Consider the following 13,241-nt stretch of genomic DNA (forward strand, 5'->3'; position numbering starts at 1 on the left):
TGGCGGACGAACCTTCCCTACCGGGGCTCCGCTGCATTAACACCCATCAACACACCCTTGACACCGAACCGCTACCGCTAACTACGCGGCATTGCCCCTAACCCTCCACCCGTTACCCCCCGTCCCCGCCGCCCGTCCCGCGCGCCCTCCGCGTTGATCATGAAGTTATAGCTCTGCGGATCGGCGTGTCGCCGCTATAACTTCATGATCAACGGGGCGGCGGGTGATGGGCGTTGTCCACAGGTGGGCGAGGGTTATCCACAGGGGGTTCCGGGGCTTCGCGTCGGCCGGGACAGTTGCCGGGGTGGATCCTCTGACTGTGGTGAGGTGGGTCGCGGCGACCCGGGACGGGATCGTGACCCTCGCCCAGGCGCGAGCGGCCGGGCTCTCCGTCCATGACGTGCAGCGGCTCTGTCGGTCCGGCCGTTGGCGTCCCGTTGCGCGAGGCTGCTATCTGTTAGACGCGGATCGCCACGAGGTAGTCTCCCGCCGCGCCATGATCAGGGCCGCCGTGGCGTCCTTCGGCCCAGCGGCAATCGCCGTGTTGTCGACCGCGGCCGAGTTGCACGGCTTGGCGGGGTTGCGGCGGACCGACGAGATCCACGTGTCCATGCCGGGCGGCGCGGCGCGACCGGCCCGGCCCACCCAGCCGGGCGTGATGGTCCACCAGCTCACGATCCCGCCGGGTCACCAGACCCGGGCCGACGGCATCGCCGTGACCACACCGCTGCGGACCATCGCCGACCTGATCCTTCGGGAACGTCGGTATCCCGCCGTCTGCCTGCTCGACTCCGCGCTGAACAAGGGGCTCGTCACGGAGCCCGACCTGTCCGCCGTACCCGGGATGATCAGGGGACGGCGAGGCGCCGTGGCGGCGCGAGGCTATCTGGCCGAGGCGGACGGGCGGGCCCAGTCCCCGCTGGAGACGCGGACGAGGCTGCGCTGCGTCGACGGACGGGTTCCTCCGGACGTCCTCCAGATCCAGGTACGCGACGACGACGGCTACCTGCTCGGTATCGGCGACCTCGGCTGGCGCGCCCCGCGGGTGATCGCCGAGGCGGACGGCCGGGCCCCGCACGAGATCCCCGAAGCGGTCTTCGCCGACCGCCGCCGCCAGAACAGGCTCGTCAACGCCGGCTGGACGATCCTCCGCTTCACCTGGCAGGACACGCTGGACCCCGGCTACATCCCCTGGGTGGTCCGCCAAGCGTTGACCTCCCCCGCTCGAACATATCGATCATGAAGTTGTCGCCTTCCCCACCGGCGTGTCGGCGCTACAACTTCATGGTCAACCGATGTGGGGACGGGTCCCGTAGGATCTGCGCCGTGCGGGTTCTTCTTCTTGGTGGCGGCGGGCGGGAGCACGCGCTCGCGCTCGGGCTCAGCTCGGATCCGAGTGTCGAGGCGTTGATCGCGGCGCCGGGGAATCCGGGGATCGCGGGGATCGCCGAGATCCGGAGCGTCGATCCCCTCGACCCGGCGGCCGTGGCCGCCCTGGCGGTGGAGACCGCGGCCGACCTGGTCGTGATCGGTCCGGAGGCGCCGCTGGTCGCCGGGGTGGCCGACGCCGTACGCGCCAAGGGTATCGCCGTCTTCGGCCCGTCCGGTGAGGCGGCCCGCCTGGAGGGCTCGAAGGCCTTCGCCAAGGACGTGATGACGGCGGCCGGCGTGCCGACCGCTCGCGCGTACGCCTGCACCGACGCGCGGAGCGTCGCGGAGGCGCTTGCCGAGTTCGGCCCGCCGTACGTGGTCAAGAACGACGGTCTCGCCGCCGGCAAGGGCGTGGTCGTCACCGACGACCGCGAGAAGGCCGAGCAGCACGCGCGGGAGTGCGGCCGGGTGGTGATCGAGGAGTACCTCGCCGGCCCCGAGGTGTCCCTCTTCGTCGTCACCGACGGCGACACCGCCGTCCCGCTGCTGCCCGCCCAGGACTTCAAGCGCGTCGGCGACGGCGACACCGGCCCGAACACCGGCGGCATGGGGGCGTACGCGCCCCTGCCATGGACGCCACCGGGCCTGGTCGACGAGGTGATGCGGGACGTGGTCCACCCGACGCTTGCGGAGATGCGCCGCCGGGGCGTCCCGTTCTCCGGCCTGCTCTACGTCGGTCTCGCCATCACGACCGCGGGCCCCCGGGTGATCGAGTTCAACGCGCGCTTCGGTGACCCGGAGACTCAGGTCGTCCTGGCGCTGCTCGAGTCGCCGCTGGCCGGGCTGCTGCACGCCGCCGCCACCGGCACGCTGGCCGCGCACCCGCCGCTGCGCTGGCGCGACGGCGCAGCCGTCACCGTCGTGGTCGCCGCTGAGGGCTACCCGGCGAAGCCGCGTGCCGGAGACGTGATCACGGGAGCGGAGCGCCCGGGCGTCATCCACGCCGGCACCGCCCGCCGGGCCGCCGACGGCGCGTTGCTCTCCGCCGGAGGCCGGGTTCTCTGCGGTACGGCCACCGGCCCCGACCTGGCCGCCGCGCGCGACGCCGCCTACGACCTGGTACGCGGCATCGACCTGCCCGGCTCGCACCACCGCACCGACATCGCGGCGGACGCCATCGAGGGCCGGATCGCCGTTGCCCGCTGAAACGGCGGACGTGCGCGACCTGCCGCTGGCCGAGTCCGCGATGCCTCGCGTCATCCGTTCGACCGAATATCCCTGCTGAGCGGCGTCCAGGGCTGTGCGTAGCCGTGGATGATCTTCTAGGGTGCTGATCGTCCGCTCCGGATCAGCCGGTGGACGGGTGCATTCCACGACACCTCACTGCAGCGGGGAGTTTCCTTGCCTTCATCCTCCGTTCGCCGTTCCGCGGTGCTCGTGTCGGCCCTCGCGTTGGGCTCGACCGCGCTCGTGACTGGCGTCCCTACCGCCAGCGCCAGCCTGCCGGGCTCCGGCAATGTGCTGACCACCAGCAACAACGGCGTCTCGCTGCAGATCTTCAATGACCCCAGCCGCAGCACCATCGGCAATCCCTACGGCGAGGCGATGCGTGACGTCGCCTGGTCGCCGGACGGTAGTGTCGGCGCTCACATCGACATGCAGGGTGGCCTCAGCGTCATCCGGTGGGACGGCGCAGAAACCTACCACCGCCTGTTCCGTGACAGCGTGAACACGCATCTCGAGAGCCCTACCTGGCTGGGCGACGGCACCAGCTTGGTGTGGGCGGAAAAGTCGGAAGGCGTGCCCTGGCGGATCCGCATCGCGCCGAGCTCGCTGTCCTCCGGGGACGCCGTAGAGCAGTTGTCCCCGATCGGTGATACGCGGCACTACCGCAACCCGGACGGCGGTCCGGACCAGAAGGTGGTGTTCCAGCGCCAGGCGGACAACGGCTCGGGCAGCCCGACGGGCCAGTCCAGCGTCGTGCTCTACGATCCGGCGAAGCCGGCGGAGCAGCGCATCACGCTGGTGGATGACAACGGGTCCAATCCGGCCCTGTCGCCCGACGGGACGAAGGTGGCGTTCGTGCGCGGCGAGCAGATTCTCGTCTCGGATCTGGCTGGCGGCAACGAGATCGTCGTGGCCGGCAACGCCGGTGTGAAGGACAACCCGGTCTGGTCGCCGGACGGCAAGACCATCGCCTTCAACCAGGGCGGCGCCCTGGTGGCGACCGTCGCCACGAACGGCTCGCAGGCGGCCGGCCCGGTGACCGTGCCGGGTGCCACCGGGAAGCCGGCGTACCAGCCGCGGAAGCGGGACCGGGTGGTGCGGTTGGCCGGGCAGACCCGGTACACCACGGCCGTCGCCGTCTCCCAGTCGCACTGGAAGACCGTCGCGGACGCGTTGGACACCCGGGAGCAGGCGCGGTCGGTGGTGCTGTCGCGGTCGGACACGTTCGCTGACGCGCTGGCCGGTTCGGCGCTGGCGGTGGCCAAGCGCGGTCCGTTGCTGATGACCCCGCCGACGGCGTTGCAGGCCGACACCAGGGCAGAGATCCAGCGGGTGCTGGTCCCCGGCGGGACCGTCTATCTGCTGGGCAGCCCGGGTGCGCTGTCCACCGACGTGGCGAACGCGGTCAAGGCATTGGGCTTCTCGGTGGAGCGGCTTCAGGGCACGGACCGGTTCGGCACGTCCGTGGCGATCGCCAAGGAGATAGACCCGACGCCGGACCTGGTGCTGCTCGCGACCGGGATGAACTTCCCGGACGCGCTCGCCGCAGGTGCGGCCGCGGGTTCGTACAACACCCCGGGCAGCCCGCTGTCCGCGGTGGTGGTCCTCACCAACGACCACGTACTTCCCCCGATCACCAGGAGTTTCCTGGACACCCTGTCGGGGACGGACCGCACCCTCTACGGCGTCGGGGGTTCCGGCTGGTTTGCTGGATCGACCTACGACCCGGCAGTCATCGAGGTCGCCGGCGAGACCCGGTACGAGACGGCGCGGCAGGCCGCGTTCCGGTTCTTCGGCGGGCAGAGCCACGTGGGTATCGCGACCGGCACCAACTGGCCGGACGCCCTCGCCGGCGGTGCGCTGATGGGCCTGCTCGACGGCCCGCTGATGCTCACCCCGGGCACCGCCAACGACCTCGGCTCCCAGGCCGCGTTCCTGCTCGGCCAGTCCGGCGGGTCAACCCGGGAGGTGCTGGTCTTCGGCTCTGCTGCCGTGGTGACCGACCGGCAGCGTAGCCAGGCGGGCTACTGGATGAGTGGCCCCCTCGGCGCGGCGGCGGTGACCAACCCGACCGACGTCACGGGCCGCTGATCGCGCGCGGCGGCTGGCGCCGTCCGCGCGGTCAAGCCGGCCGGGTCGAGGACTGCGCCGGCTCGGCCGCGCGTCGTGCGAGCCGAGGTTGCCCGAGCTGGTCGAACACTTCGCTGGCGAACGAGTGTGGGTGGCCCTCAGTCGTAGTAGCGGCGCAGCTCCCGGGTGAGGACCTTGCCGGTGGCGTTGCGGGGCAGGTACTTCACGAACACGACGTCCCGCGGCACGGAGAACCGGGCCAGGTGCCGCCGGACGTACTCGCGTACCGCCTCCGGGTCGAGTGTCTCGTCGGGGTGCAGGGCGAGGAAGGCGGCCAGCCGTTGCCCGTACTCGCTGTCCGGTACGCCGATCACGGCCACCTCCCGGACCTGGGGGAGTTGGCCGAGCAGGGTCTCCACCTCGGACGGGAAGACGTTCTCCCCACCGGAGACGATCATGTCGTCGGCGCGGCCGTCGACGAACAGCAGGCCGTCGGCGTCGAGCCGGCCGAGGTCGCCGGTGTCGACCAGGCCGTCGCGGCGTTCCCGGTCGGCGCCCGACGTGTAGCCCTCGAAGAGCATCTCGTTGCCGACGAAGATCCGCCCGACCTGACCGCGCGGCACCGGCGCGCCGGTCTCGTCGAGGATGACCAGGCGGGTGCCGTGCGGCGGCCGCCCGGCGGTGGTCGGGGCGGCCCGCAGCTCCCTGGGACCGGCGATCGAGGCCCAGGAGACCTCGGTGGAGCCGTACAGGTTGTAGAGGACGTCGCCGTAGGCGTCCATGAAGGCGGTCGCGAGGCCCCCGGGCAGCGCCGATCCGCTGAGCGCGACCGCCTTGAGCCGGGGCCGCGGTTCCGGCGGCGGCACCTCCAGCAGCCGCTGCACCATCACGGGTACGGCGAACAGCGCGTCGCACCGTTGCGCCGCGAGGGCGGCGAGCGTGGCGGCCGGGTCGAAGCGGCGGTGCAGCACCACGGTGGCCCGCAGCGCGAAGCAGATCTGGAGCGCGGCGAAGCCCCAGGTGTGGAAGATCGGGGCGGCGATCAGCACGCGGTCCCGGGCGTGCAGCGGGATCCGGTCGATGATCGCGACCAGCGGACCGAAGCCGTGCGGGGTGGGCCGGCGGGCACCCTTCGGCGCGCCGGTGGTGCCCGAGGTGAGCACGATGATCCGGCCGTCACGTTCCGGCGGGCTCAGTACGCCGGGCAGGGAGTTGGCGACCAACCCCTCCCGGGCCTGCTCGGTCACCCGGGGCAGCTCGGCGGGGAGCCCGAGGAGGCGTTCGGCGAACTCGTCGTCGTGGACGAGCACCCGCAGCCGCTGCTCGTCGGCGACGGTGGCGAGCTGGGTGGCGGACAGCCCGGTGTTGACCAGCACGGCGTCGACGCCGAGCACGGTCGCGGCGACGATCGTCTCGATCAGGCCGTGGTGGTTGCGGCAGAGCACCCCGATCCGGTCCCCGGCCTGCAGCCCGTACGTGGCGCGCAGCGCCCGGGCCAGCGCCTCGGCGCGGCCGAGCAGGTCCGCGTACGTCAGCTCGGCGCCCTGCTCGTCGATGACGGCGGTGCGGCCGGGGTCCCGGGCGGCGGCCTGGCGGAGCTCTCCGGCGAGGCTGAAACCCCACCGGCGCAGCGCGTTGAGCTGGGCCGCGACGCGGACCGGACGGCCGGGGGTGAGCAGCCCGCGCCGGGTGAGGGTGGTGACGACGAACGGCAGGTCCATGGGGGTGGGCCTCCTTCGGCGGTACGCGAAGGGCCCCCGTTCCCGGGGGCCCTCAGCGCGCTTGGTCAGGCGTGCCGGTCAGCGGATCTGCATTCCGGAGATGGCCCGCGAGATGACGAGCCGCTGGATCTCCGAGGTGCCCTCGAAGATGGTGTAGATCTTGGCGTCCCGGTACCAACGCTCGACCGGATGGTCGCGCAGGAAGCCGGCGCCGCCGAGCAGCTGCACCGCCTTGTCGGTGACGGCGACGGCGACCTCGCCGGCCTTGAGCTTGGACATCGAGCCCTCGCCCGCGGCGAACGGCCGGTTGTTGCGCCCCATCCAGGAGGCACGCCAGACCAGCAGCCGGGCGGCGTCGATCTCCATCTTCATGTCGGCCAGCGCGAACGCCACCGCCTGGTTCTCGATGATCGGCCGCCCGAACTGGACCCGCTCCTTCGCGTAGTCCAGGGCGTACTCGTAGGCGGCCCGGGCCACGCCGAGCGCCTGCGCGCCCACCGTCGGCCGGGACAGCTCGAAGGTGCGCATCGCCGCCTGGCCGGAGGCCCGTTGCCCGGAGCGGGCCCGGGCCAGCCGCTCGTCCAGCGCGTCCTTGCCGCCGAGCAGGCAGCGCCCGGGCACGCGTACCCCGTCGAGGAAGACGTCGGCGGTGTGCGAGGCGCGCAGGCCGAGCTTGCGCAGCTTGCGGGTCGCGCTGAGCCCGGCGGTGCCCGGCGGTACGACGAACGCGGCCTGCCCCCGCGACCCCAGCTCCGGGTCGACCGAGGCGGTGACCACGTGCACGCCGGCGATGCCTCCGTTGGTGGCGTACGCCTTCTGCCCGTTGAGCACCCACTCGTCGGCGGCCTCGTCGTAGACGGCGCGGGTGCGCATCGCCCCGACGTCGGAGCCGGCCTCGGGCTCGCTGGTGCAGAACGCGGCGACGGCGGGGGAGTCGACGTCGCCGAAGCACTGCGGCACCCACTCGACGAGCTGGTCGGGCGTGCCGGCGCCGTAGATGGCGGCGACGGCGAGCGAGGTGCCGAAGATGCTCAGACCGATGCCGGCGTCACCCCAGAAGAGCTCCTCGCTGGCGATCGGCAGGGAGAGGCCCGTCGGGTCGGCCCAGCAGGTCGCGAGGAACTCGAAGCCGTAGAGCCCCACCTTGGCCGCTTCCTGGATGACCGGCCAGGGCGTCTCTTCCCGCGCGTCCCACTCGGCCGCGGCCGGGCGCACGACCTCGGCGGCGAAGCCGTGCACCCAGTCGCGGAGATCCCGCTGTTCCTCGGTCAGGTCGAGCGAGAACTCGGCCACGTCAGGCCTTGGGGATGTCGAAGAGGTTCGAGATGTTGGCGGCCAGGCCCAGGTCGCCCTTGGCCTTCAGCTTGCCGGTCATGAACATCATGACCGGGTTGGCGCCACCGGAGACGGTCTTGAGGAACTCGACCGGGCCCATGGTGAGGCTGAGCTTCGGGTCGTGCTGCGGGGTCTGGTTGACCGTGCAGGTGCCGTCGGCGATGACCACCTCGTAGGTGTCGGTGCCACCGTCCGGGCGGCCGGTGATGTTCCAGTGGATGACCGCGTTGGTCGAGCCGGCCCGGTCGGCGCGGAACAGCTGCGGCATCCGGCCGAAGACCTCGTCGAGGATCTTGCCGCGCATCTCGCCGGACATCACCTCGGCGATCTTGTCGTCGGGGGTGGACTTGACCAGCTGCGCGAACTCCTTGGGGCCGACGTTGGCGAAGTTGGCCGGGTCGAAGTCAGTCATGAGGGCGCACCTTCCGAGATTTTGGCTACTCGTGCGTAACCCTACGCACGAGTAGGTATGCTCGCAAGAGTGCCCAGCCTCCCCACCTTCAAACGCCTGCCCCGGGCCGTCCGGGAGCAGCAGATGCTCGACGCGGCCGTCAAGGTCTTCTCCCGGCGGGGCTTCCACGCGGCGAGCATGGACGAGATCGCCGACGACGCCGGCATCTCCAAGCCCATGGTGTACGCGTACCTGGGCACCAAGGAGGAACTCTTCGTCGCCTGCCTGCACCGCGAGGGCACCCGGATGATGCAGGCCATCGCCGGTGCCGCCGCCCCGGACCTGCCGGCCGACGAACGGCTCTGGCGCGGCCTGCGCGCCTTCTTCGGGTTCGTCGGCGCCCACCGGGACGGCTGGGCGGTGCTCTACCGGCAGGCCCGGGGCGAGCAGCCCTTCGCCGGGGAACTCGCCGCGATGCGCAGCCGGATGGTCGAGGTCGTCGCCGGGATGCTCGACCACGCTTTGCGCGCCGACGGGCGTGAGGTGCCCGAGACCGAATTGGAGGTCGTCGCGTACGCCCTCGTCGGCGCGACCGAGTCGCTCGCCGACTGGCTGGCCGACCACCCGGAGGCCGATCCGGAGAAGACCGCCACGCGGATGATGAACGTCGCCTGGCTCGGCGCCGCCCAACTCCTGCGCGGCACCACCTGGCGCCCGCCCTCGACGTAAGGAAGGGCCCCTTCTTAACGCCTGCGGTAGAGGAAGGGCCCCCTGTTAACAGCGAAACTCACCGACGGGCCGCGACCCGCCGCCGGACCCGGCGGACCGCCTCGATCAGCAGCGTGACCACCACCGACAGGCCCAGCCCGGCCAGTACGGCCCGGAGCGGATCCTCCTGGAAGGCCAGCCCGCCGAAGTAGCCCAGCAGGACGCAGTAGAGCGCCCAGCTCAGCCCCGCGACCGCGTCGTAGAGCAGGAACCACCGGGGCGGGTAGCGCAGCGCGCCCATGGTCAGCGTGACGGCCGTCCGGCCGCCCGGGAGGTACCGGGCGGTGGTGAGGATCAGGCCGCCGTGCCGGCACACCGCCCGGCGGGCCCACTCCGAGCTGGCCCGCCGTCTGCTCTCCTCCGGCAGGCGGGTCAGCCGGCGGGCGCCGCCACCGCGCCCGATGGCGTAGGAGGCGTGGTCCCCGGCGACGGCACCGAGCGCGGCGGAGGCGGTCACCGCGACCAGGTCCGGCTCGCCGCTCATGGCGAGCACCGCCGCGGTGATCACCGCCACCTCACCGGGCACCACGGGGAAGATCGCGTCGGCTGCGGTGAGCGCGAACAGCAGCAGGTACACCAGGGGCGAGGTGACCAACTGCCGGAGCAGGTCGAGCGCGGACTCCATGCCCTCATGCTCTTGGGCCGAGGTGTTAACAGGGGGCCCTTCCTATACAAAAGGCGTTAAGAAGGGGCCCTTCCTTCCTCCGTGACCGTGCCCTGGAGGTGGGGGCGGCCGCGCGAGTCGTGCAGGGCGAAGTCGCCGGCCGGGGTGCTGCTGAAGCTGACCGTGCTGGGCAGCGGCAACGGCAGCTTGAACGCCACGTCGACGTGGTACGCGTCCGGCAGCCGGTTCTCCAGTGCTCCCAGGCACCGGGCCTTGCTCCACATGCCGTGCGCGATCGGGCGCCGGAACCCGAACAGTCGCGCCCCGAGGCGAGAGGTGTGGATCGGGTTGTGGTCGCCGGAGACCCGCGCGTAGGCCGGACCGACAGCCGGTTCGACCCGCCAGTGCGCGGAGGCGGCCGGCGCCGGAGGTCGCTCGCCCCGGTCGCGCCGCTCGCCCCCGCCGGGCGTGCGCTCCCGGCCGAGGTACGTGGACACGCCGCGCCAGACCTCCTCCCCGCCGACCGCGCCGATCAGCACCACGTCGATCTGCCGGCCCCGGTCGTGCGGGCGCAGGTTCTCCGCGTACGTGGTGAAGTCGAGTGTCTCGTCGGCGCCGATCGGCCGGTGGACGGTGATCCGGTTACCGACGTGCACCACGCCGGTGAGCGGGATCGGGAAGTCCGGGGTCGTCATCAGGCGCAGCGCGAGCGGGAAGCCCATGATGTGCGGGAACGTCGCCGGCAGCCGGTCGGTGAGCCGGAACCCGCAGACCCGGTCGTACGCGGCGAGGTGCGAGCGGTCGACGGTGACTCCGTCGACGCACAGCTCGACGGCCGGCGGGTGGGCGGGGCGCCGGCCGCCGAGTCCGGGCAGCGCACCGAGCAGCGCCCGGCGGTACAGCGCGCCCGCCGCCGGCACCTGCGGCAGCTGGATGCGGTTCCGGGTGACCGACGTGGCCGGTTCCCTGCTGCTCTCCACCATCACGCCCCCAGCAGGCTCTGGCCGCAGACCCGGACGATGTTGCCGCTCACCGCGCCGGTCGCCGGCCAGGCGAGCCAGCCGATCGTCTCGGCGACGTCGACCGGCAGCCCGCCCTGGGCCATGCTGTTCATCCGCCGGCCGGCCTCGCGGAGCATGAGCGGGATCCGGGCGGTCAGCCGGGTCTCGATGAACCCGGGCGCGACCGCGTTGACGCTGACGTGGCGGTCCCGCAGCGCCGGGGCGAGCGACTGGACCAGACCGATCACACCCGCCTTGCTGGTGGCGTAGTTCGTCTGCCCTCGGTTGCCGGCGATCCCCGCGATGGAGGAGACCGAGACGAGGCGCCCGCCGGCGGGGATCAGCTCCCGCTCCAGCAGCACGTCGTTGATCCGCTCCTGGCTGGACAGGTTGACGTCGAGCACGGCGTCCCACCGGTCGGCGTCCATCCGCCCGAGCGTCTTGTCCCGGGTGATGCCCGCGTTGTGCACGACGACGTCGACCCGGCCGTGCCGCGTGGCCAGGTGCTCGGCCAGCCGGGCCGGCGCGTCCGGGGCGGTCAGGTCGAGCTGGACGGCGGTCGCACCGATCTCGTTCGCGACCCGGGCCAGCTCGTCACCGGCGGCCGGGATGTCCAGGGCCACGACCTGGGCGCCGTCGCGGGCGAGGACCCGCGCCAGCGCCGCGCCGATTCCGCGCGCCGCGCCGGTCACCAGGACGATCTGTCCGTCCAGCGGTCGGTCCCAGTCCGCGGGCGGCTCCGCGCGCCCCGCGCCGACCCGGATCACCTGACCCGAGACGTACGCGGACCGCCCGGAGAGCAGGAACCGGAGGGTGGCCTCCAGGCTGGTGGTCGTGCCCTCGTCGCCGTCGGTGGTGACCTGGACGAGCTGGGCGGTGACGCCCCGGCCGAACTCCTTGCCGATGCTGCGGGTCAGCCCTTCGAGGGCGCGCTGGGCGGTGGCCTCGCGGGGCGACGGGCACTCGGCGGGCGGGGTGCCGAGCACGATCACCCGGCCGCTGGGCAGCACCGACCGGGCGTGCGGGTGGAAGAAGTCGTAGAGCTGGCGCAGCCCGGTCGAGTCGGTGATGCCGGTCGCGTCGTACACCAGGGCACCGAAGCGCGCCGTGCCGTCGGTGCCGGCGGCCGGGTCGCGCAGCTCGACCCCGGCGGCGGTCAGGATCTTGCCGACCGGCCCGGCGAGGCGGCCACCCGCGGCGGCGCCGAGCAGGACGGGCCCGGGTACGAGGGGGTCGCCGGGGCGGTGCCGGCGCAGTCGCGGAGGGTCGGGCAGCCCGAGGCGCTTGACCAGCGCGCGGCCGGCCCCTGTCTGGACGAAGCTCGCGTACCTGTCGGTCATAGGCGTAGCCTACTGGCGAGTAGGTTGAGGGCAAGCCTTTCGAGGAGGCGGGATCGTGCAGAACATCCGGCGGGTAGCGGTCATCGGCGGCAACCGCATACCCTTCGCCCGCTCCAACTCGCGCTACGCCGAGGCGTCCAACGCGGACATGCTCGGCGCGGCGCTGGACGGGCTGGTCGCCCGGCACGGCCTGGCCGGCCGGCGGGTCGGTGAGGTGGTGGCCGGGGCGGTGCTGAAGCACTCGCGGGACTTCAACCTGACCCGCGAGGTGGTGCTCGGCTCGAAGCTCGACCCGCACACCCCCGCGTACGACATCCAGCAGGCCTGCGGCACGGGCCTGGAGGCGGCAATCCTCGTCGCCAACAAGATCGCCCTCGGTCAGATCGACGTCGGCATCGCCGGCGGCGTCGACACCACCTCGGACGCGCCGCTCGCCGTCAACGAGGAGATGCGCCGCACGCTGCTCAAGCTGAACAGCGCCCGGACGCTCGGCGAGCGGCTGAGGATCGCGGCGCGGCTGCGCCCGACGCAGCCGTTCCGGCCGGACATCCCGCGCAACGCGGAACCACGGACCGGCCTGTCCATGGGCGAGCACGCCGCCCGCACCGCCCTCCGGTGGCAGGTCGACCGGCGGGCGCAGGACGAGTTGGCGCTCCGCTCGCACCAGCGGCTGGCCGCCGCGTACGAGCGCGGTTTCTTCGACGACCTGCTGACGCCGTACCTCGGCCTGACCCGGGACCAGAACCTGCGGCCGGACACCACCCTGGAGAAGCTCGGCGGCCTGAAGCCGGTCTTCGGGACGAAGGGGCCGGACGCCGACCAGGCCACCATGACCGCCGGCAACTCCTCACCGCTGACCGACGGCGCCTCCACCGTGCTGCTGGCCAGCGAGGAGTGGGCCCGGGAGCACAACCTGCCCGTGCAGGCCTGGTTCACCTGGTCGGAGGCCGCCGCGGTGGACTTCGTGCACGGCGACGAGGGGCTGCTCATGGCCCCCGCGTACGCGGTGCCGAGGATGCTGGCCCGCGCCGGCCTGACCCTCCAGGACTTCGACTTCTACGAGATCCACGAGGCGTTCGCCTCGCAGGTGCTGGCGACACTCGCCGCCTGGGAGTCGCCGGAGTTCTGCAAGGACCGGCTCGGGCTGGACGCTCCGCTCGGCGCGATCGACCGGGACAAGCTGAACGTCAACGGCTCGTCGCTCGCCGCCGGCCACCCCTTCGCGGCGACCGGCGGGCGGATCGTGGCGACGCTCGCCAAGCTGCTCGCCGAGAAGGGCAGCGGGCGTGGGCTCATCTCGATCTGCGCCGCCGGCGGCCAGGGCGTGACCGCGATCCTGGAGCGCTGACCGCCGGCACTGGGCTGCACCGCTCTGCACCGCTTCCCGGAGCGGGTGAGGAGCACAACGCACCT

General features: G+C 72.5%; 11 protein-coding genes and 1 pseudogene. 6 read left to right on the forward strand and 6 right to left on the reverse strand.

Going from position 1 to position 13,241, the window contains the following annotated elements:
• Positions 1-226: 226 nt before the first annotated feature.
• From ABTW87_RS00005 to ABTW87_RS00020, 4 genes and pseudogenes are all read left to right on the forward strand, one after another.
• A pseudogene (locus ABTW87_RS00005) lies at positions 227-448 on the forward strand (type IV toxin-antitoxin system AbiEi family antitoxin domain-containing protein); the annotation flags it as partial.
• A gap of 48 nt (positions 449-496) precedes the next feature.
• A complete protein-coding gene (locus ABTW87_RS00010; RefSeq protein WP_350647561.1) occupies positions 497-1,243 on the forward strand; it encodes a type IV toxin-antitoxin system AbiEi family antitoxin in 747 nt (248 codons plus the stop codon).
• An 83-nt stretch (positions 1,244-1,326) separates the two neighbouring features.
• Positions 1,327-2,577: a phosphoribosylamine--glycine ligase gene (purD, locus tag ABTW87_RS00015; RefSeq protein WP_350646939.1), complete on the forward strand. Its 1,251-nt coding sequence runs from the start codon at positions 1,327-1,329 to the stop codon at positions 2,575-2,577.
• Between the two features lie 264 nt (positions 2,578-2,841).
• Entirely contained in the window at positions 2,842-4,689 is a 1,848-nt protein-coding gene (locus tag ABTW87_RS00020; protein WP_350646941.1) for a cell wall-binding repeat-containing protein, read from the forward strand.
• Positions 4,690-4,826: 137 nt separating this feature from the next.
• On the opposite strand, the gene ABTW87_RS00025 is transcribed toward ABTW87_RS00020, so the two are convergent.
• The 3 genes from ABTW87_RS00025 to ABTW87_RS00035 form a co-directional block, all read right to left on the reverse strand.
• Positions 4,827-6,389, reverse strand: coding sequence for an AMP-binding protein (locus ABTW87_RS00025; protein ID WP_350646943.1), 1,563 nt, complete (start codon positions 6,387-6,389; stop codon positions 4,827-4,829).
• Between the two features lie 78 nt (positions 6,390-6,467).
• Positions 6,468-7,682, reverse strand: coding sequence for an acyl-CoA dehydrogenase family protein (locus ABTW87_RS00030; protein ID WP_350646945.1), 1,215 nt, complete (start codon positions 7,680-7,682; stop codon positions 6,468-6,470).
• A gap of 1 nt (position 7,683) precedes the next feature.
• Positions 7,684-8,136, reverse strand: a complete 453-nt coding sequence (locus tag ABTW87_RS00035; protein ID WP_350646947.1) for an SCP2 sterol-binding domain-containing protein — start codon at positions 8,134-8,136, stop codon at positions 7,684-7,686.
• 69 nt (positions 8,137-8,205) lie between these two features.
• Here ABTW87_RS00035 and ABTW87_RS00040 point away from each other — a divergent pair, with 69 nt between their 5' ends.
• A complete protein-coding gene (locus ABTW87_RS00040) occupies positions 8,206-8,844 on the forward strand; it encodes a TetR/AcrR family transcriptional regulator (RefSeq protein WP_350646949.1) in 639 nt (212 codons plus the stop codon).
• Between the two features lie 58 nt (positions 8,845-8,902).
• Here ABTW87_RS00040 and ABTW87_RS00045 read toward each other — a convergent pair whose 3' ends face one another.
• The 3 genes from ABTW87_RS00045 to ABTW87_RS00055 are packed head-to-tail and all read right to left on the reverse strand — an operon-like array spanning position 8,903 to position 11,828.
• Positions 8,903-9,508 carry a DedA family protein gene (locus tag ABTW87_RS00045; RefSeq protein ID WP_350646951.1) on the reverse strand — a complete coding sequence of 202 codons (606 nt, stop codon included), beginning with the start codon at positions 9,506-9,508 and terminating at the stop codon, positions 8,903-8,905.
• Between the two features lie 56 nt (positions 9,509-9,564).
• Positions 9,565-10,470 (reverse strand): MaoC/PaaZ C-terminal domain-containing protein, encoded by a 906-nt coding sequence (locus ABTW87_RS00050; protein WP_350647563.1) that lies wholly within the window; start codon positions 10,468-10,470, stop codon positions 9,565-9,567.
• Positions 10,470-11,828: a 3-oxoacyl-ACP reductase gene (locus ABTW87_RS00055; RefSeq protein ID WP_350646953.1), complete on the reverse strand. Its 1,359-nt coding sequence runs from the start codon at positions 11,826-11,828 to the stop codon at positions 10,470-10,472. Before ABTW87_RS00055 ends, ABTW87_RS00050 begins: the two co-directional genes overlap by 1 nt.
• 55 nt (positions 11,829-11,883) lie before the next feature.
• On the opposite strand from ABTW87_RS00055, the gene ABTW87_RS00060 reads away from it, so the two are divergent.
• A complete protein-coding gene (locus ABTW87_RS00060; protein ID WP_350646955.1) occupies positions 11,884-13,176 on the forward strand; it encodes an acetyl-CoA C-acetyltransferase in 1,293 nt (430 codons plus the stop codon).
• Positions 13,177-13,241 lie beyond the last annotated feature (65 nt).

It is taken from the genome of Micromonospora sp. NPDC126480, assembly GCF_040302465.1.
In the GTDB taxonomy this organism is placed as follows: domain Bacteria; phylum Actinomycetota; class Actinomycetes; order Mycobacteriales; family Micromonosporaceae; genus Micromonospora.